General features: G+C 68.2%; 19 protein-coding genes. 9 read left to right on the forward strand and 10 right to left on the reverse strand.

Annotated features, from left to right (window positions below):
• Window positions 1-10: 10 nt before the first annotated feature.
• From GGQ61_RS01195 to GGQ61_RS01215, 5 genes are all read right to left on the reverse strand, one after another.
• Window positions 11-223 carry a hypothetical protein gene (locus GGQ61_RS01195; protein WP_183769549.1) on the reverse strand — a complete coding sequence of 71 codons (213 nt, stop codon included), beginning with the start codon at window positions 221-223 and terminating at the stop codon, window positions 11-13.
• A gap of 160 nt (window positions 224-383) precedes the next feature.
• Window positions 384-737 (reverse strand): DUF1428 domain-containing protein, encoded by a 354-nt coding sequence (locus tag GGQ61_RS01200; protein ID WP_183769550.1) that lies wholly within the window; start codon window positions 735-737, stop codon window positions 384-386.
• A gap of 84 nt (window positions 738-821) precedes the next feature.
• Window positions 822-1,232 (reverse strand): hypothetical protein, encoded by a 411-nt coding sequence (locus tag GGQ61_RS01205; protein WP_183769551.1) that lies wholly within the window; start codon window positions 1,230-1,232, stop codon window positions 822-824.
• Window positions 1,233-1,323: 91 nt separating this feature from the next.
• On the reverse strand, window positions 1,324-4,020 hold the full coding sequence (ppc, locus tag GGQ61_RS01210) for a phosphoenolpyruvate carboxylase (RefSeq protein ID WP_183769552.1): 2,697 nt from the start codon (window positions 4,018-4,020) through the stop codon (window positions 1,324-1,326).
• 92 nt (window positions 4,021-4,112) lie between these two features.
• Window positions 4,113-4,613, reverse strand: a complete 501-nt coding sequence (locus GGQ61_RS01215) for a GyrI-like domain-containing protein (RefSeq protein WP_183769553.1) — start codon at window positions 4,611-4,613, stop codon at window positions 4,113-4,115.
• A 355-nt stretch (window positions 4,614-4,968) separates the two neighbouring features.
• Here GGQ61_RS01215 and GGQ61_RS01220 point away from each other — a divergent pair, with 355 nt between their 5' ends.
• Window positions 4,969-5,760: a THxN family PEP-CTERM protein gene (locus tag GGQ61_RS01220; protein WP_183769554.1), complete on the forward strand. Its 792-nt coding sequence runs from the start codon at window positions 4,969-4,971 to the stop codon at window positions 5,758-5,760.
• A gap of 59 nt (window positions 5,761-5,819) precedes the next feature.
• On the opposite strand, the gene GGQ61_RS01225 is transcribed toward GGQ61_RS01220, so the two are convergent.
• Together GGQ61_RS01225 and GGQ61_RS01230 are read right to left on the reverse strand one after the other, a co-directional pair.
• Window positions 5,820-6,413, reverse strand: coding sequence for a TetR/AcrR family transcriptional regulator (locus GGQ61_RS01225; protein WP_183769555.1), 594 nt, complete (start codon window positions 6,411-6,413; stop codon window positions 5,820-5,822).
• Between the two features lie 91 nt (window positions 6,414-6,504).
• A complete protein-coding gene (locus GGQ61_RS01230) occupies window positions 6,505-6,660 on the reverse strand; it encodes a hypothetical protein (RefSeq protein ID WP_183769556.1) in 156 nt (51 codons plus the stop codon).
• Between the two features lie 247 nt (window positions 6,661-6,907).
• Between GGQ61_RS01230 and GGQ61_RS01235 the strand changes: the two genes are divergently transcribed.
• The 3 genes from GGQ61_RS01235 (at window position 6,908) to coaD (ending at window position 10,551) form a co-directional block, all read left to right on the forward strand.
• On the forward strand, window positions 6,908-8,392 hold the full coding sequence (locus GGQ61_RS01235; RefSeq protein ID WP_183769557.1) for an NAD(P)-binding domain-containing protein: 1,485 nt from the start codon (window positions 6,908-6,910) through the stop codon (window positions 8,390-8,392).
• 124 nt (window positions 8,393-8,516) lie between these two features.
• Window positions 8,517-9,962, forward strand: coding sequence for an alpha-L-fucosidase (locus tag GGQ61_RS01240; protein WP_183769558.1), 1,446 nt, complete (start codon window positions 8,517-8,519; stop codon window positions 9,960-9,962).
• A gap of 52 nt (window positions 9,963-10,014) precedes the next feature.
• On the forward strand, window positions 10,015-10,551 hold the full coding sequence (coaD, locus tag GGQ61_RS01245) for a pantetheine-phosphate adenylyltransferase (protein ID WP_183769559.1): 537 nt from the start codon (window positions 10,015-10,017) through the stop codon (window positions 10,549-10,551).
• Here the strand turns inward: coaD and GGQ61_RS01250 are convergent.
• Window positions 10,548-11,030, reverse strand: coding sequence for an HtaA domain-containing protein (locus GGQ61_RS01250; protein WP_183769560.1), 483 nt, complete (start codon window positions 11,028-11,030; stop codon window positions 10,548-10,550). The two genes, coaD and GGQ61_RS01250, sit on opposite strands and share 4 nt — an antisense overlap.
• Before the next feature lie 140 nt (window positions 11,031-11,170).
• Between GGQ61_RS01250 and GGQ61_RS01255 the strand changes: the two genes are divergently transcribed.
• From GGQ61_RS01255 to GGQ61_RS01270, 4 genes are all read left to right on the forward strand, one after another.
• Window positions 11,171-12,172, forward strand: a complete 1,002-nt coding sequence (locus GGQ61_RS01255) for a helix-turn-helix transcriptional regulator (protein WP_183769561.1) — start codon at window positions 11,171-11,173, stop codon at window positions 12,170-12,172.
• A 177-nt stretch (window positions 12,173-12,349) separates the two neighbouring features.
• Window positions 12,350-14,566: a TonB-dependent receptor gene (locus GGQ61_RS01260; RefSeq protein WP_183769562.1), complete on the forward strand. Its 2,217-nt coding sequence runs from the start codon at window positions 12,350-12,352 to the stop codon at window positions 14,564-14,566.
• A 64-nt stretch (window positions 14,567-14,630) separates the two neighbouring features.
• Entirely contained in the window at window positions 14,631-15,248 is a 618-nt protein-coding gene (locus GGQ61_RS01265; RefSeq protein ID WP_343056051.1) for a peptidylprolyl isomerase, read from the forward strand.
• Window positions 15,249-15,258: 10 nt separating this feature from the next.
• Entirely contained in the window at window positions 15,259-15,690 is a 432-nt protein-coding gene (locus tag GGQ61_RS01270; RefSeq protein WP_183769563.1) for a nuclear transport factor 2 family protein, read from the forward strand.
• Here the strand turns inward: GGQ61_RS01270 and GGQ61_RS01275 are convergent.
• Complete coding sequence (locus GGQ61_RS01275; RefSeq protein ID WP_183769564.1) at window positions 15,678-16,367, reverse strand: DsbA family protein; 690 nt, start codon at window positions 16,365-16,367, stop codon at window positions 15,678-15,680. The genes GGQ61_RS01270 and GGQ61_RS01275 overlap by 13 nt on opposite strands.
• Before the next feature lie 32 nt (window positions 16,368-16,399).
• Window positions 16,400-17,281 carry a LysR substrate-binding domain-containing protein gene (locus GGQ61_RS01280; RefSeq protein WP_183769565.1) on the reverse strand — a complete coding sequence of 294 codons (882 nt, stop codon included), beginning with the start codon at window positions 17,279-17,281 and terminating at the stop codon, window positions 16,400-16,402.
• A gap of 118 nt (window positions 17,282-17,399) precedes the next feature.
• Between GGQ61_RS01280 and GGQ61_RS01285 the strand changes: the two genes are divergently transcribed.
• A complete protein-coding gene (locus tag GGQ61_RS01285) occupies window positions 17,400-18,158 on the forward strand; it encodes a class I SAM-dependent methyltransferase (RefSeq protein ID WP_183769566.1) in 759 nt (252 codons plus the stop codon).
• Window positions 18,159-18,227: the final 69 nt, after the last annotated feature.

Raw genomic sequence — 18,227 nt, forward strand, 5'->3', positions numbered from 1 at the left:
TGCGCGTGGATCAGGCCGACAGGGCCTGCACGCGTCGCGCCCGGCGGTCATGGCGGAGCAGGGCGCCCGCGCTCACGAAACCCAGGATCATGGCGGTCCAGATGAGCGAGACTTCCGCCGCGCTGGCGACGGACGCGGCGGCGCCCTGGCCCCCGACGGCCGGGCTGGCCGCGGCCGCCATGCCTACGGCGAAGGCCAGCGTCGCCGGCAAGTGCTTCAACATCTTCGTCACGTCCTGACAAACCGCCGGGAAGCGGCCTTCATGGACGTGGGTATGGCGCGTTTCGAGGCGATCGCGCCAACAAGCTTTTGAAAAATAACGTAAACGAATGTAACGCCCGCGACCCTGGAGTAGAGCCTGGAGCGCGGGCGCCATCTGTGGGTCAGAGCTCGACGAAGCTCTCGAAGCCGCCGAAGATCATCCGCTGGCCGTCGAACGGCATCTTGGCCGGGTCCATCTTGATGCGTGGATCGGCCATGACCTTGGCGTTGATCTCGTCGCGGGCCGCGCGCGAGGCGTAGACGATCCACGAGAACACTACGACCTCGTCGTCCTTGGCCTGGACGGCGCGCGGGAACGAGGTCACCTCGCCATAGGGCGTGTCGTCGCCGATGCATTCGACATAGGCCAGCGCGCCGTGGTCCTTCCAGACCTCGCCGGCGTTGCGGGCGATGTCCTTGTAGGCCTCGATGTTGGCCTTCGGCACGGCGAGCACGAAACCGTCGACATAGGGCATGGCTTCCTCCTTTGGGTTGTGCAGACCGAAGGACGTTCGCGCGGCGTCCGATCCGACAGCCGCGCGCTTTTTTCGAATACCCGACTACTCGGCGGTCGTCGCCGGCCAGCGCCAGCGCCAGATCAGCAGCACCAGCGCGGTGATGATCAGGATCGCGAAGCCCGACAGCATCCAGGCGTTCAGGTACCAGTGCTCGCCCCAGGTGAACTTGCCGGACATGATCTTCGCCCAGCCGCGGAAGTGCTGCGTCGAGCCGACCGACAGGCCGAAGATCGCGAACACCGCCGACAGGTAACGGACCAGCCAGTGCGCCGGGTTCGGCATGAGCAGCAGCAGCCCCAGCAGGCCGATCACCGTGCGCTGCGTGCGGCAGTAGGGGCAGTGATAGACGAGGCCCGCCCAGTCGACGCCCCAGGTCACGATGGCGACGGCGATCGCCGCCAGTCCGACGATCCGCCGGTGACGCAGCAGGATGTCGGGAAGATCGTTGAGCATGGGCGCCCCCTCGGCCTGGAAACACGGCCAAAGAGGGCCTGACGCGCGACCATAGGCGCCGTCGTCGCGAACGAATAGCCCCGCGCGGGCGCTATCCGCTGTTGCGCAGTCCCGCGGCGACCCCGTTGATGGTCAGGTGGATGCCCTCGCGCACGGCCTCGGCGCCGTCGCCGGCGCGGCGGCGGCGGATCAGTTCGATCTGCAGGTGGTTGAGCGGGTCGATGTAGGGCAGGCGCGTGCGCAGCGCCTCGGCCAGGTCCGGGTGGCGGTCGAGCAGGGCGCTCTGGCCGCTGATGGTCAGCAGCGCTTCGACCGTCTTGTTCCACTCGGCCTCGATGCGTCCGAAGATCGTCTGCGCGAGGGCCTTGTCCTCGACCAGCCCGGCATAGCGCCGGGCGATCAGCATGTCGCTCTTGGCCAGCACCATCTCCATGTTGGCGAGCGTGGTGGCGAAGAACGGCCAGGCCTCGTGCAGTTCGTTGAGCTCGGTGAGCGAGACGCCCGAGGCCTCGATCGCCGAGCCGAAGCCGTACCAGCCGGGCAGCATGGTCCGCGACTGCGACCACGAGAACACCCACGGGATCGCCCGCAGGCCTTCGATGCTGCGGGTCGGCTGGCGCGAGGCCGGCCGGCTGCCGATGTTCAGATCGACGATCTCGGTCAGCGGCGTGGCGGCATAGAAATAGTCCACGAATCCAGGGGTTTCGTAGACCAGATTGCGATAGGCCTCCATCGAGGCCTGGGACAGCTTGTCCAGCACCGGCGCGTGCTTCTCGCCCTGCCGCTCGGCCGAATCCTGGCGCAGCGAGGCCAGCACCACCCCGGCGGTGATGGTCTCCAGGCTCTGGTCGGCCAGCTGCGGGTCGGCGTACTTGTTTGCGACGACCTCGCCTTGCTCGGTAATGCGGATGCGCCCGCGCACCGTGCCTTCGGGCTGGGCCAGCAACGCCTCGTAGCTCGACCCGCCGCCGCGGCCGACCGTGCCGCCGCGGCCGTGGAACAGCTGCAGCCGCAATCCCATCGCCTCGGTGGTGGCCAGCAGCGCCCGCGAGCCCTGGTGCAGCTCCCAGGTCGAGGTCAGGTAGCTGCCGTCCTTGTTGGAGTCCGAGTAGCCGATCATCACTTCCTGCAGCCGGCCCTCGGCCAGCAGCGACTTGATCAGCGGCAGCGACAGGTACTCGCGCATCGTCTGCGGCGCGGCGCGCAGGTCGCCGATGGTCTCGAACAGCGGCTCGGCGAACACCTCGGTGCGCGGGGTCTCGCCCGGGTGGAACAGCCCCACCTCCTTGAGCAGGACGTAGACCTCGAGCAGGTCCGAGACCGAGGTGGTGTTGGAGACGATATAGGCGACGATCGCCTGGCGGCCGTACTGCTGGCGCGAGCGCGCCGCCTGGGCCAGCACCGCGTATTCGCGGTGGGTCTCCTCGCTGTACTCGGCGTAGGGTGAATAGAGCAGCCGGCCGTGCGCCAGCTCCGACAGCAGCAGGTCGCGGCGGGCCTGCTCGTCCAGGGCCTGATAGTCGGGGCAGACCCCGGCCACGGCCATCAGCTCGGCGATCGTGCGGGCATGTACGGCTGAGTTCTGCCGCAGGTCCAGCGTCGCCAGGTGGAAGCCGAAGCAGTCCACCGCCCGGATCAGCTCGGGCAGCGGGCCGATGGCGAAGGTGTCGCCGTGGTTGGCGACCAGGCTGTCAAGAATGGTCTGCAGGTCGGCCTTCAGCGCCTGGGCGTTGGCGTAGGGCTGGGCGGCCAGCGGCGAGGGGCGGGGCGGGGCCTCGCCGGTCAGGACCGGATAGGTCGCCGCCAGCCGCGCATAGACGCCGCGCAGCGCTCGCCGATAGGGCTCGTCGCCGCGCTGCGGCGAGGTGTCGCCCGAGGCGTCCGCCAACGCCTTCAGGGCCGGGGTCACCTCCGCCAGGGCGCTGGACAGCGAGAGCTCGGCCCCCAGGGCGTGGATCCGCTCCAGATAGTTCAGCAACGCGGCCTGCGACTGGCGCGCGAACGCCTGGCGTTGGACCGCGTCGGTGACGAACGGATTGCCGTCGCGGTCGCCGCCGACCCACGAGCCGATGCGCAGGAAGCTGGGAAGCTGCGCGTCCAGCTGTCGCGTCCAGCGCGCATAGAGCTTGGGCAGTTCGGCCAAGAAGCTGCGCTCGAAGTACGAGACCGCGGTCTCGATCTCATCGATGACACCCAGCCGAACGCCGCGCAGCAGCCGGGTGCGCCAGAAGATCGCCACTTCGCGCAGCAGTTCGATCTCGCGCTCGTGCCGGGCGCTCTCGCCGCTGGCGTGCTCCAGGGCGCTCAGCGCTTCAGTGATGGCGCCTGTGCGGTCCAGCACGCTCTTGCGCCGCACCTCGGTCGGATGGGCGGTGATCACCGGGGCGATGAACGCGGTCTGCAGCATCTTGGCGACCTGCGCGGTCGAGACGCCTTCTTCGGCCAGGGCCGCAAGGCTGCCGGCCAGGGTGTCCACGCGTGGGTCGCCGGCCTTGCGGCGCTGGACGTAGTCCTCGGCGATGTTGGTGATCTGCAGGAAGCACGCGAACGAGTGGGCGAAACGCACCGTCTCGTGCAGGTCCAGGCTGCGCAGCCGCTCCTCCAGCAGCGCCGCGTTCGCCGCGCCGCCCTCACGGTGGAAGGCGACGGACGTCTTTCGGATGTCCTCGATACGGTCGAACAGCACCTGGCCGTCCTGGGATTTGATCACATCCCCCAGCACCCGGCCCAAAACCCGAACCCTGGCCCTCAGCTCCGAGGGCGGCGATTTGGCAGCTCTTTCCGGCACGCGCGCACTTTCAGAATGTCGTTACGTCAGTTCAACGCACCGCGTTCTCTACAGCTCATCGCGCCCGTCGTCGCGCGGGGAGTTGTGGCGCCTCAGGCCCGGACCGGAAACCAGATCTCGATAGCGGGACGGCCGGTGTTGCCGGCGTCGTCGCCATAGACCTCGATGAAGTCGGGCGTCAGGCTGTCGCCGGCCGAACGCAGGCCAAGGTTGGGCAGCCAGCCGTACCAGGCGGTCCAGATGGTGCTGCGCAGCCGGCTCACCGGGCCGCGATGAGCGAAGACCGCATAGCGTCGGGTCGGCACGCGCAGTTGCTCGAAGGCGGCCGGGCGGCCGGCCGCTTCGTCGGTCGCCACCGCGGCGATCATCTCGAAGCCATCCCGCTGGGCGAACAGGTCGTAATAGAGCCCGTACCCCGCGCCGTCCTTGCGGCCGGCGACCTTGCCAAAGCGGTCGGAGGCGGCGCACCCGTGCTCGTCCAGCGCGCGCCAGACGCCTTCCTTGCGGGCGTGGCGGCGACGTAGGCCCGCAAAGGTCCAAGGTCGCTCCTCGAACCGCGGCGCCTCCATTGCGGCCGGCTGCAGTCTCTCCATGGTCCCTCTCGGTCGTGCGCGGCCAGCACCGCGGCTGCGCCGCGTCGCCCGCCTGCGTCCAGATCGTGTGAAGGTCGCGCGCAGTCTCGCCCAAGGTGTCGGTCGCGGCGCCGTGGCTGCTGTCGAGCGGGGAGGTGAGCGTCATATTTCCATGCAGTATAAGTCGATCAACTGCGTGCTTGCGGATAGTCCATATGCACTATTTCGGTATGTGGCAGAACGAATTCAACTGAATAAAAACAACCGTCAGGGGAAGTGTTCGAGCCAATTGTAAAATGTTGGCCAATATTGTTGTGAATGGCGAAATTGTGGCGCAGATCGACTGACATCTAGGGCAACAAGAAGGTGGTTTGGCGTGGATAAGCTCAAGTTTCAGGTCAAGGCTCCGGCCTTGATTTCGGCGCTGGTTCTCGCGGCCGTGATCGCGACGCCGGCCGCCGCGGCGGTGCAGGTCGAGTTCAAGAACGTCGCGGGCGTGTGGTTCGACCCGGCCGGCGGCACGAACATCGCCATCGCGGCCAACGGCGGCGACGGCACGATCCGCTGGGGTCAATCGACCGGCTACGGCCAGAGCGGCTACAATTTCATCGGCGCCGACTTCTCGACGAGCCTCGATCAGGCCATCGATTCATCGGGTTCGGTGAACATCGGCGAGTTCCAGCACGTGAACTTCCCGATCAACAGCGGCGGCGCGATCAGCGGGGTGGGCCTGCGTTTCACCACGGACGTCTGGGCCGACGGCTCGTTCCTGGGCACGAAGACCTTCGAGTACAACTTCTCCCACAACGAGACGACGAACCAGTCGAACCCCTGCGCCAACGGTCAGGCGAACGGCGGCGGCGTCAACGTCAATGGTTGCGCCGACCAAGTGACGATGAATTTCAACTCGAACTCGCAAGTCTTCCTGATCGGCGGCAAGCAATACACGCTGAACCTGGACGGCTTCCTCGTCGACGGCTCGCCCAGCGGCGGTTTCTGGACCAAGGAACAGGCGGTCAACAGCGCCTTCATCCGCGGGAAGATCGACCTTTACAGCGTCGCCAGCGGCGTGCCCGAGCCGGCGACCTGGGCGATGATGATCATCGGCTTCGGCGGCGTGGGGACCATGGTCCGCTCGGCCCGTCGCCGCCAGATGCTGGCGGTCTGAGACCAGCTCTCATGTGATCCGGGAAAGGCCCGCTCGTCCGAGCGGGCCTTTTCTTTGGCTCAGCGGTCGACGTATTCGCGGATGAGCGCCCGCGCCGCGCGCGGCAGCATCCGGTCAGGCCCTTCGCCGCCCAGGGTGATCCGGGCCATGTGAGAGCCCTCTAGCAACAGCAGCAACCCGTCGCCCAGCTCGTCGTCCGGCGCGCCGGCCGCGCGTGCCAGCTCGATCAGCCGGCGCCGCGTCTCCATCTTGTGGGCCTTGGCGACCAGGAACGCCGGATGATCGGGCTCGTGCAGTTCCACCGCCGCGTTGCACAGGGCGCAGCCGTGCGCCTCCGAGCTTTCCGAACGCTCGGCGAAGGCGTCGAACAACCCCTCCAGTTGAGCGCGCGGGGTGCCGAAGCGGCCGACGATCTCGTCCCACCAGGCCCAGCCCTCCCGCGACTGCTCGCGCAGCACCTCGGCGACCAACTCGTCCTTGGACGGGAAGTTGCGATAGAGGCTCATCTTGGTCGCGCCGGCCTCGGCGGCGATGCTCTCGACACCGACCGCGCGGATGCCCTTGCGATAGAACATGTCCCGCGCCGCCTCGAAGATGCGGTCGCGCGCCGAGCGCGGCGCATCCCCCGTCGTCTTGGATGGTCTCGCCGACATGTCCCGCCTTTCAGTGAGCGACCGGTCTGTAACGAGTTACATCACCGCGCGTCATCCACAGGGTCAAGCGGGCAGGCGGGGAAGCTACGCCTTATCGGCCGCGATGCTGAACGATGAGGCGGATGTTGCGCTGGCGGGTCAGCCAGCTCCACGCCCAGTCGAACGCCACGGCGATGCGGTTGCGCAGGCCGATCAGGAAGTAGACGTGGGCCACGCCCCAGAACACCCAGCCGACGAAGCCGGTCAACTTAACCTAGCCGATCTGCACTGCAGCCGCGTGCCGGCCGATGGTCGCCAGATCGCCGGCGTGCATGTAGCGAGCGGGCGCTGGAAGGCCTGGTCGTGGAGGTGCGCGGCCCATCTAGAGGCCGTGCCGTCTGATCCGGCAAGGCGGCGAACCGCATTTGGCGAACGCCGCCCGAGAGCGCATGATGCCGAACAAGTGTTTGAGGACTCTCGGCCGGACGGCCAGGACGATTTCACAGGTGATATCGGTGGGCAGCGAACATTTCGACGTGCTGATCGTCGGGGCCGGGCTCTCGGGCATTGGGGCGGGCTATCACCTGCAGGCCAATTGCCCGGGCAAGACCTATGCGATCCTGGAGGGGCGCGAGGCGATCGGCGGCACCTGGGACCTGTTCCGCTATCCCGGCATCCGCTCGGACAGCGACATGTACACCCTCGGCTACGCCTTCAAGCCGTGGCGCGAGGCCAAGGCCATCGCCGACGGTCCCTCGATCCTGAAGTACGTCCGCGACACCGCCGTCGAGAACCGCATCGACCGCCACATCCGCTACGGCCACCACGTCACCTGCGCGTCCTGGTCCTCGGCCGACGCCCGCTGGACGGTCGAGGCCCAGGTCGGCCCGAACAAGGAAGCGGTCCGCCTGACCTGCAACTTCCTTTTCATGTGCACCGGCTACTACGACTACGCCGAGGGCTACACCCCCGATTTCGCGGGGCGCGACGCGTTCGAGGGCCAGATCGTCCATCCCCAGAAGTGGCCGGAAGACCTCGACTATTCGGGCAAGAAGGTCGTGGTGATCGGCAGCGGCGCCACCGCCGTCACCCTGGTCCCGGAGATGGCCAAGACCGCCGCCCACGTGACCATGCTCCAGCGCTCGCCGACCTATGTGGTCTCGCGCCCGGCCGAGGACGCCGCCGCCAACTGGCTGCGGGCCAAGCTGCCGGCCAAGCTGGCCTACGGCATCACCCGCTGGCGCAACGTCCTCTTCGGCATGCTGTTCTTCAACCTGGCCCGCAAGAAACCGGAGAAGACCAAGGCCCGGATCATCGACATGGTGCGCCAGCACCTGGGCCCCGACTACGATGTCGCGACCCACTTCACGCCGCGCTACAATCCCTGGGACCAGCGGCTGTGCCTCGTGCCGGACGCCGATCTCTTCGACGCCATCAAGGACGGCTCGGCCTCGGTGGTCACCGACCAGATCGAAACCTTCACCAAGACCGGCATCCGCCTCAAATCGGGCCAGGAACTGCCTGCCGACGTCGTCGTCACCGCCACCGGCCTCAAGCTCCAACTGCTCAGCGGCCTGCAGGTCATCGTCGACGGCGAGCGCGTCGATATGGCCAAGACCATGAGCTACAAGGGCATGATGTACAGCGGCGTGCCGAACCTGGCCTCGGCCTTCGGCTACACCAACGCCTCGTGGACGCTGAAGTGCGACCTGACCTGCGAATACGTCTGCCGCCTGCTCAACCACATGGAGCGCACCGGCCAGCCGATCTGCACGCCCAAGCCCGATCCCACCGTCGGCGAAGCGCCGTGGCTCGACTTCTCCTCCGGCTACGTCCAGCGCGGCATCGACCAGTTCCCCAAGCAGGGGACCAAGACGCCCTGGAAGCTGCACCAGAACTACGCCCTGGATCTCGTCAGCCTGCGCTTCGGCTCGGTCGACGACGGCGTCATGCAGTTCTCCAAGCCGCCGGCCCGCGCCAGCCAGGATCTGGCCGCCTGATCTGGGCTGCCTGATCCGGCGCGTCTGACCGAACGTCGATATGCGGCGGCTTGCCAAGCCGCCGCTCCCTGGGTCTGATAGCTCCGCCGGCCGCGACGCCGGCCGGGGCGCAGGGGAGGCGGCCATGGGGGCGTTCGCGGGGCGTGATTTGCCGGCCTGGTACGACGACGCCAAGTTCGGCGTCTTCATCCACTGGGGCCTGTTCTCGATCCCGGCCTTCGCGCCCAAGGTCGGCAAGATCTCCGACATCTTCCAGACCGACTACCGCCGGGCGGTGGCGCTCTCGCCCTATACCGAGTGGTACGAGAACGCGATCAAGTCGCCTGACACGCCCTCGGCCGCGTTCCACCGAGAGACCTATGGCGGCGCGCCCTATCGCGACTTCCGCGAGCCGTTCCTGGCGGGTCTGAGCCAATGGGACCCCGACGCCTGGGCCGAGGCCATCGCCGGCTCCGGCGCGCGCTATGTGGTGCTGGTCACCAAGCACCATGACGGCTTTTGCCTGTGGCCCTCGCGGGTGGCCCATCCGCACGCCCAGGGCTGGCGTACCGAACGCGACGTGGTCGGCGAACTGGCCGCCGCCGTCCGCCGCGCCGGGATGCGGTTCGGCGTCTACTATTCCGGCGGCATCGACTGGAGCTTCAATCCCGAGCCGCTGCGCACGCTGATGGACTTCGTCGGCTCGGTCCCGGGCGGGCTCTATCCGGCCTACGCCGCCGCCCAGACTCGCGAACTCGTCGACCGCTACGAGCCCAGCGTGCTCTGGAACGACATCTCCTGGCCGACCGATCAGGGCGAGCTCGACGAGCTGTTCTCCGACTACTACGCCGCCGTGCCCGACGGCGTGGTCAACGACCGCTGGAAGACCCCGACCTTCACCGCTCGCCTGTTGCGTCACAAGCTGCCGCGGCTGTTGCTTGACCGGATGATCGAGTCCCGCGCCGCCAAGTCCGGCGGGGGCGCGGACGGGGTGGTGCCGCCGCCGGTGCCGCACAGCGACTTCCGCACCCCGGAATACGTCCGCTTCGCCGACATCCAGGACCGCAAGTGGGAGGCGACCCGCGGCATGAGCCACTCCTTCGGCTTCAACCGCAACGACACCGAGGCCGACTACGAGAGCCCCGAGCACCTGCTGCTGGAACTGGTCGACAGCGTCTCCAAGGGCGGCAATCTGCTGCTCAATGTCGGTCCGCGCGGCGACGACGCCCAGATCCCGACGCCGCAGCTCGACCGGCTCAAGGCGATGGGCGCCTGGCTGCGCGATAACGGCGAGGCGGTCTATGGGACCCGGCCATGGTCCTTCGCGGAGGCGCAGACCGACGATGGCGCGCCGGTCCGCTTCACGACCCGCGGCGATCGGCTGAACGTCATTCCGCTGACAGCGGTCGGGGGCGGAGAACTGGTTGTCCGCGGGGTGGCGCTCAGCGGCCTGGGCGTGCGACTCTCCGACGGCTGCCCGGTCGAGTTGCGGGCCGAGGGCGACGCCACCCGGATGATCTTCGCGCGGCCCCAGACCGGCGCCTTCGCCCCGGCGGTGGCGATCGACGGCGGGGCCGCCGCGACCCCATGATGGGGCGCGCGACGCCTTGACGGTCCGTGAACTGACTGAGCCAATGGCGCGCATGAAGCCTGTCCGTACCCGGGCCATTTACGCCGGCTCTTTCGACCCGATCACCCTCGGTCACCTGGACATAATCCAGAAGGCGCTGCTGACCTTCGACGTCGTGCACGTGGCTGTGGGGATCAATCCGCTCAAGAGCGGCCTGTTCGACCCCAATGAGCGCCTCGACCTGATCCGCCGCTCTGTGCTGGACCTCGAATTGGGAGGTCCGCGGGAACTGCCGCCCCAGGTCGAAATCGGCGCATTCCAGGGCGAGAGCGTCATCAAGTACGCTCGCCGCATCGGGGCCACCCACATCGTCCGCGGCCTGCGCCAGTCCTCCGACTTCGACGACGAGTTCCGCTACCACGGCATCCTGGGCCGGCTCGATCCCGACATGCCGATGATCCACATCATCTGCCGCGAGACCTTCCTGCACGTCAGCTCCAGCACCGCGCGCGAACTGGCCAGCCTCGGCGAGGACGTCTCCTGGCTGGTCACCCCCAGCGTCGAGCGGGCGCTGCGGGCCAAGTTCGGCGAACGGGTGCGAGCGGTCTAGCCCAGCCGCAACCGCACCGGATCCAGCTCGGTCCGCGGCGCATAGTGGTCGCCGAGCAGCCGGCTGCCCTCGATCGACAGGCCGACGGGGATGACGATCTCGCCCGACGGATCGGTGGTCGCCGCCGCCAGGTCCAGGCGCCCGACCTCGACCCGCAGGTTGCGTGACGGCGTATCGGCGACGGTCAGGGCCGCGCCCTTGTCGTCCACTTCGATCGCCGGGTCGGCCAGGAACACAGACAGCATGCCGCCGTGGGCCTGAAACTTCACCTCGCCGAGAAAACCCCCGCGGCCCTGCAGCCGCCCGTCGGCGTCCAGGCTCAGCCCGCCGTCCGCCGCGGCGAACACGAACGCGCCGTCCTCGTTCGCCTGTGCGCCGCCGCCGACCTCGGTCGTCCCGCCGGTCATGGCGACATAGTTGCGGAAGCTCTGCTTGACGCCCCATTCGAGCGACGCCGCCGGCTTGTTCTGGTCGCTCATCGTCGACTCCCTCCCCATACCGAGCCCGGAAAGTAACATCTCTCGCTAAACCCGCAGCCGTTGCTTGCCGCCGTCGTGACAATTCCTTTGCGGTGCGACAGGTTGCCGGCCGCTGGCCACAGGGCTGGCGCGGGGTGGGTATGGTCGACCTTCTGTCGTCGCGCGCCGAGGTTCGCGACATCTATGACGGGTTCAACGGACGCGTGGCCGACGGGCCGCGTTCGCCCCGTCATGGGCCGGCCGCCTCGGCCCGCCTGCCGGTTGAGCACGGCGCCGGCCACTGGGACGTCGTGCGCCTCTACGACTACCTGCTCGTCTGCGTCGCCGACAGCAGCTACGACGACCATTACACCTTGCCGATCCGCGCGCCCGAGGACCTCGTTTCCCTGCGCTTCGTGCTGGCCGGCGGCATCGGCGTGCACGACGACGGGCCCAACGCGGTGCGGATCGAGAAGGGCTATGCCTCGGTCCTGACCCTGCCGGCCGGGCGCGACTATGACCTGCACATCCATGGCCGCGAGCGGCTGGCCTCGCTGACCCTGCACTTCCACGCCGGCAACCTGGCCCGGATCATGGGGCTGGAGCCGGACGAACTGCCCAAGCTGCTGCGCGATCTCGACCGCCGCGGGCAGGGCTTCAACCATGTCGGCATGCGCTTGACCCCGGCCATGCACAGCGCGGTGGGCGACATCGTCGGCGCGTCGTTCAAGGGCGCCCTCCGCCAGCGCTATCTCGAGGCCAAGGTGATGGAGATGCTCTGCCTGCTGGTCGACACGGTCGAGAGCGGCGATCAGGGGCCGCGCGCCGCCTCGCCGGTCCGCCGCAGCGAGCGCGACAGTCTCTACCAGGCGCGTGAAATCCTGATGGCCGAGTTCGCCGATCCGCCGACCATCGAGGCGCTCGCCCGCCGCGTCGGGCTGAACCGCACCAAGCTGCAGGGCGGGTTCAAGGAGACGTTCGGCGCGACGGTGTTCGATTTCTGCCAGGGCCGGCGCATGGAGCGGGCCAAGGACCTGCTGCGCGAAGGCGGCATGACCATCGCCGAGATCGCCGAATCGGTCGGCTACGAGCACCCGACCAACTTCACAGCCGCGTTCCGCCGCCGGTTCAACGCCGCGCCCAAGGACTTCCGCCGAAGGTAGCGGCGAGGGGGTGCTGCACCTGGAGTTGCCGCCCGGCGGCGACTGATTGCATCGCGCATCAGAATGGCTGCTTGGCGCATCATTCGCAGAAGCGTCACACGCCTATGGTCCCGCCTCGAAATTTGCGCGCGCCGGCTGGAGCGGCGTCGCGCGCCTGTCATTCGGGAGGGGATTCCTATGACCATGAGCACCAAGTCGCGCCTGCTGGCCGCGTCGGTTCTGATCTCGGCGACGGCGCTCACCGCCGCGCCGTCCTACGCGCAGTCGGCCCGCGACAGCGCCGTCGTCGACGAACTCGTCGTCACCGCCCGCAAGCGGACCGAAAGCGTCCTCGACGTGCCGATGAGCATCAACGTCGTCGGCGAACAGGCCATGCAGAACATGGGCGCCGAGAGCTACACCGCCCTGCTGGGCTCGGTGCCCAGCCTGACCGCCTACCAGAACGGTCCGGGCCGCACGCGCCTGTCGATCCGCGGCGTCACCAACGGCGGCGGCAACGACAACGACACCCAGAACCAGGAGACCGTCGGCATCTACATCGACGAAATCCCGATCTCGATGGGCGCTCTGAACCCGGAACTGGCGCTGTTCGACCTGGAGCGCGTCGAAGTGCTGCGTGGTCCGCAGGGCACCCTCTACGGCGCCGGCTCGATGACCGGCACCGTGCGGATGATCACTCATCGCCCGCAGCTCAATGAGTTCTCCGGCAAGGTCGAGTACGGCGTCTCAAGCGTCAATGAGGGCGGAAACGGCTTCTCGCTGAAGGGCCTGCTGAACGTGCCGGTGGTCAACGACCGCATCGCGATCCGCGCCTCGGGCTACTACACCAAGACCCCGGGCTACATCGACAACGTCACCACCGGCGAGAAGGACCTCAATGATGGTCTGGCCCGCGGCGGCCGCGTCGAGGCGCGCTTCCAGGTCACCGACGACTTCACCGCCGACCTGTCGTACTTCAAGCACCACTACAAGGACGGCGGCCGCCCCGAGGATCTCGAGCGCGTGCCGGGCCTCGCCCGCGACTACACCTCTAACGACGGCTACGACGACAAGCTCGACATCTACAACCTGACCCTCAACTACGACCTGGGCTTTGCGAACCTGGTCTCATCGACCTCGTATTTCGACCGCACCACGGTCAACAAGCGCTCGCTCGATGGACTGCTCGGTACGTTCCCGGGCGTGAAGCCGAGCCCCCTGGTCGACACCACGGATTCGACCTACTTCGCCCAGGAGATTCGCCTGGCCTCGCAGGGCGACGGCCCGTTCAGCTGGGTCGTCGGCGCCTTCACCGACAAGAAGGACATCTACTATCTGAACACCGTGCCGGTGCCGGGCTTCGATGCCGCCATGGGGATCAACTCGAACGACTTCGGCGCCCCGACCGACAACCCCTACTGGGGCTACGACGACATCGAGGTGAAGACCTACGCCCTGTTCGGCGAGCTGACCTACGAGATCGGCAAGTGGAACGTCACCGGCGGGCTGCGCTATTTCAACTGGGAACAGAAGTACAAGCTCTACGCCTCGGGCTTCTTCAACGGCGCGATCCCCAGCGACCCGCCGCGCCGCACCTCGAAGGAAGACGGCTTCAACCCGAAGTTCAACGTCTCCTATGACGTGAACGACGACTTCATGGTCTACGCCCAGGCCGCCCGCGGCTTCCGCTACGGTGGTATCAACACCCCGGTGCCGCAGGACGTCTGCGCCGCCGAGCTGGCCGATTTCACCCGCACCGGAACCGACCCGAACGCCTTCGCGGCCGACAAGGTCTGGAGCTACGAAGCGGGCGGCAAGGGCTCGTTCGCCGACGGTCGCGTCCGCGTCAACGGCGCCTACTTCCACCTGGTCTGGGACGACATGCAGACCCAGCGTCGGCTCGACTGCGGCTTCGGCTTCCGTGAGAACGTCGGCGGCGCGACCAGCGACGGTGTCGAACTGGAAATCACCGCCAACCCGATCCAGGGCCTGACCCTGACGGCCGGCGGCGCCTACATCGACTCCAAGCTCTCGACCGATGTCGTCAACCTCAAGGCCAAGAAGGGCGACAAGGCGCCGTTCGTGCCGGAGGTCACCTTCAGCGGTTCGGCCGAATACGTGTTCCCGGTCGGCGACGATCTCGACGGCTTCGTCTACGCTGGCTACCAGTACATGGGTGAGCGCTTCACCGAGTTCAGCCCGCAGCTGAGCACCTACCGCAAGATGGACGCCTACAACGTCGTCAACCTGCGCGCGGGCCTGACCCACGAAGGGGTGGAGTTCTCGGTCTACGCGAACAACGCGCTCGACAGCCGCGGCGTGATCCGCGCGCTGCCGGCCAGCCCGTTCGATCCCGAGGCGCGCATCCGCATCGTGCCGCGCACCGTCGGGGCCAACATCCGGGTGGCGTTCTAAACCTGCCGGCCGGCGGGGCGACCCGCCGGCCATCGACCTGACTAGGGGAGGGCCCGCCTTGGCCGTGACACTCGTTCGACGCGCCATGCTGGGCGCGGCTCTCACCCTGGCGATGGCGGGCTACGCGCTCGCCGCGCCGGCTGTTCCGGTGGTGATGACCACCGACCTCGGCGTGGTGGAGCTCGAGCTCTACCCGGACAAGGCGCCCATCACCGTCGCCAACTTCCTGCGCTACGTCGACGAGGGCCGCTTCGACGGGGCGACCTTCTACCGCGTCGTCCGCGCCGGGACCGACCCGAACCCCAAGGCCCCGATCCAGGTGATCCAGGGCGGCATCGACAGCGACGCCCATCGTGGCCAGATGCTGCCGCCGATCGCCCACGAGACCACCGCCATGAGCGGCCTCTCGCACACCGACGGCGTCATCTCGATGGCGCGCGACGGCCCCGGCACCGCGACCTCCGAGTTCTTCATTACGGTCGGCGACAACACCAGCCTCGACTTCGGCGGCGCCCGCAATCCCGACGGCCAGGGCTACGCCGCCTTCGGTCGGGTGACTCAGGGCATGGACGTCGTCCGCAAGATTCAGTCCCAGCCGTCCGACGCGCCGCCGCCGGTCGTGTTCGTAAAGGGACAGATTCTGGAACGTCCCGTCGAAATCCTGACGATACGGCGCAAATAGGAGCCCGATTGTGAAGTTCAGCGCACTTTCCGCCATCGCCCTGACGATAGCCCTGGCGGCTGGTCCGGCCCTCGCCGACGACCGCGCCGACGTCGCCAAGGTGCTGGCCGACGCCAGCGCCGGCTGGAGCCGCGGCGAACTCGACACCTTCATGGCCAGCTACGAAAAAGCCCCGCAAATCAACTATGTTAGCGGTGGAAAGGTCATCCAGGGCTACGACGCGATCCGGGCCATGTACGCCCCGCGTTTCGCCGACCCGAAGGCCATGCCCAAGCTCTCCACCGAGGTCGTCGACTTCGATCCGCTGGGCGCCGACTACGCCGCCGTGATCGGCAGGTTCAATCTCGACCTGCCGAATGGCGAGAAGGCCACCGGCCTGTTCAGCCTGGTGTTCCACAAGACCGCGGACGGCTGGCGGATCGTCTCCGATCACTCGGGCTGAGGCTTGGGCGATCCGGCCTTTCGGGCTCGGGCCACCGCCGCGTCCAGGTCGGCGTCATCCAGCCCGCCCTGGATGAGATAGGGGCCCACGAGGTACGCTGGCGTGCCCTTCAGCCCCAGGGCGAAGGCCTGGTTGGCGTGCGCCGCAAGTTGGCGGTCTATCTCTTTGTCGTATTGGACTAAATCAGCTTCCAGGCGGGCCGGGTCGAGGCCCGCCTCGGCGGCGATCCGGCGCACCTCGGCCGCGTTCAGAGGGGCGTTGTCGGCCATCAGCGCGCGGTGCATGGCGAAGTACTTGCCCTGCCGCTCGGCGGCGAGCGCCGCCCGTGCGCCGAGCATCGACTGCTCGCCTAGGATCGGCCAGTCCTTGTAGTGCACGCGCACCTTGGGATCGCGTGCGACCAGCCGCTCCAGCGCCGGATCGGTCCGCCGGCAGATCGGGCAGCGGTAGTCGGTGTAGAGCACGACGACCACGTCGGCGTCTGCCGGTCCCACCCGCGGCGTGCCAGGGTCGCCCAGCACGTCGGCGACCACCGGCGTCAGGGTGAGCGGCAACGCCGGCGGCGGCCGGCTTTGCAGGACGAACGTGATCGCCAGCCCGACCGCGACCGCAATCGCCAGGACCCGCTTGGGATGGGCGTCGGCCCAGTCGACGAGGGAATCGAACAGCCGCTTCATGCGCTCGGCGTAGGTCCGGGGGCCGGGCTCGTCTAGGGTTCGTCGAGCTCGACGCGCAGCCAGTCGACGAACACCTGGGCCTGCGGCGACAGCGGCCGCGTCCGGTGCGGCAGGGCGGCGAACCCGTCGGGGAGGCTCGCGAACTCCGCCACCGCCACCAGTCGGCCGGCGGTCAGGTCTGCGTCCGCCAGCCGCCGCTCGGCCACCGCCACGCCCATGCCCGCCGCCGCGGCCTGAAGGCAGAGGTGGGTATGCGGAAAGCTGACCTCGGTCGGCGCCTCGATCGACAGGCCCGAGACCCGGCTCCACTGCGCCCAGGCGCCGGCCGTGTGGTCGTGGGCGATCTTCCGGCCAACCCGCAGCACTTCGCCTCGCCGCGCGATCGGATAGTCGGGCGCCGCCACCGGCCCGAATGTGGCGTCCGCCAGCCGGATCGCCCGGGCACGGTCCTCGGCGGGGTAGGGCGCACGGTCCCACAGGATCACCAGGTCGGCGTCGCGCTCCTCACGCATCTCGCGGGCCGAGGTCATTGAGAGCTGCAGCCGAACGTCCGGATAACGCTTGGAAAAGCGCGACAGGCGCGGGGCCAGCCAACCCATCGCAAAGCTGGCGCTGCAGGCGATCCGCAGAGCCGGCGCACGCGCCTCGCGCACCACCTCGCCATACGCCTCGCCCAGGTCGTCTAAGGCCCGTCCCACCGCTTGCGCCAGGCGCTTGCCGGCGGCGTTGGGGGCCAGGCCCGTGCCGACCTTGTCGAACAGCGCCACTCCGGCGTCGAGACGCAGCGCCTGTAACTGCTTGCTGACCGCGCCGTGTGTTCGGCCAAGTTCCTCGGCGGCGCGGCCGACCGAGCCCAGCCGGGCGACCGCCTCGAAGGCGCGCAGGGCGGAAAGCGGCGGCAGCCGTCGGCGCATGACTAGAGCGTCCTAATTGAATTTGGCTCACCGATAGCACGACCCGAACTCGGTTTTGGCGAGTTCTGTCGAGGCGTACGTCTCCAGCCGTCCAATCAAACGTGAGGAGAAGTGGCGAATGGCCGTCGGTGGGGATGTCGATTACGAGCAAACGGGCGCCGGCTATGGCGCCCAGCGGCGGCCCGATCCCGTGTTGGCGCAGCGCATCCGCCAGGCCCTGGGGCCGGTGCGGACGGTGCTCAACGTCGGAGCCGGAGCCGGGTCCTACGAGCCGGAAGACTGCTATGTCCTGGCGGTCGAACCGTCGGCGGTGATGCGGGCCCAGCGGCCGCCCGGCGCCGGTCTGGCGATCGAGGGCTTCGCCGAGGCCTTGCCGCTCGACGACGACAGCGTGGATGCGGCGATGGCGGTGGCCACCGTCCACCAGTGGCGCGACCTGGCCAAGGGGCTGGCCGAACTGCGGCGCGTGGCGCGCGGCCCCGTGGTGGTCGCCGCCTTCGACGGATCGGTGCTGTCGCAGTGGTGGTTCAACGACTACGCGCCCGAACTGCTGGCGGCCGAGCAACGACGCTTTCCCGACATCGAGGCCATCGCCGAGGGCCTTGGCGGGCAGATCTCCATCGAGACCGTTCCCATCGCCGCCGACTGCGTGGACGGGATCACCGACGCCTTCTTCGCCCGGCCCGAGCGCCTGCTGGACCCGGCCGTTCGCGCCGCCCAGTCCTCCTGGGGGTTCGTCGCCCCAGAGGTCGAACCGAGGTTCGTGGAGACGCTGTCGGCCGATCTCGCCTGCGGCGCCTGGGACGCCCGCTATGGCCACTGGCGGCGCATGGCGACCTATGACGGCTCGCGGCGGCTGATCATCTCGCGGCCATAGGGGCGGGGGCCGTCTTGCGCCTGTCGCGAACCGATATGTAGGCTGTGGCGACAACGCCAGGAGCCGACG

Origin of the sequence: Phenylobacterium haematophilum (genome assembly GCF_014196295.1) — a bacterium.
Classification (GTDB): domain Bacteria; phylum Pseudomonadota; class Alphaproteobacteria; order Caulobacterales; family Caulobacteraceae; genus Phenylobacterium; species Phenylobacterium haematophilum.

Excerpts from the sequence above, each read along its gene's own strand:
- GGQ61_RS01285 (WP_183769566.1), top strand. The coding sequence starts at position 17,400 with ATGGCCGTCGGTGGGGATGTCGATTACGAGCAAACGGGCGCCGGCTAT.
- coaD (WP_183769559.1), top strand. The coding sequence starts at position 10,015 with ATGAAGCCTGTCCGTACCCGGGCCATTTACGCCGGCTCTTTCGACCCG.
- GGQ61_RS01250 (WP_183769560.1), bottom strand. The coding sequence starts at position 11,030 with ATGAGCGACCAGAACAAGCCGGCGGCGTCGCTCGAATGGGGCGTCAAG.
- GGQ61_RS01280 (WP_183769565.1), bottom strand. The coding sequence starts at position 17,281 with ATGCGCCGACGGCTGCCGCCGCTTTCCGCCCTGCGCGCCTTCGAGGCG.
- GGQ61_RS01215 (WP_183769553.1), bottom strand. The coding sequence starts at position 4,613 with ATGGAGAGACTGCAGCCGGCCGCAATGGAGGCGCCGCGGTTCGAGGAG.
- GGQ61_RS01225 (WP_183769555.1), bottom strand. The coding sequence starts at position 6,413 with ATGTCGGCGAGACCATCCAAGACGACGGGGGATGCGCCGCGCTCGGCG.
- GGQ61_RS01240 (WP_183769558.1), top strand. The coding sequence starts at position 8,517 with ATGGGGGCGTTCGCGGGGCGTGATTTGCCGGCCTGGTACGACGACGCC.
- GGQ61_RS01205 (WP_183769551.1), bottom strand. The coding sequence starts at position 1,232 with ATGCTCAACGATCTTCCCGACATCCTGCTGCGTCACCGGCGGATCGTC.
- GGQ61_RS01195 (WP_183769549.1), bottom strand. The coding sequence starts at position 223 with ATGTTGAAGCACTTGCCGGCGACGCTGGCCTTCGCCGTAGGCATGGCG.
- GGQ61_RS01275 (WP_183769564.1), bottom strand. The coding sequence starts at position 16,367 with ATGAAGCGGCTGTTCGATTCCCTCGTCGACTGGGCCGACGCCCATCCC.
- GGQ61_RS01200 (WP_183769550.1), bottom strand. The coding sequence starts at position 737 with ATGCCCTATGTCGACGGTTTCGTGCTCGCCGTGCCGAAGGCCAACATC.
- GGQ61_RS01255 (WP_183769561.1), top strand. The coding sequence starts at position 11,171 with ATGGTCGACCTTCTGTCGTCGCGCGCCGAGGTTCGCGACATCTATGAC.
- GGQ61_RS01260 (WP_183769562.1), top strand. The coding sequence starts at position 12,350 with ATGACCATGAGCACCAAGTCGCGCCTGCTGGCCGCGTCGGTTCTGATC.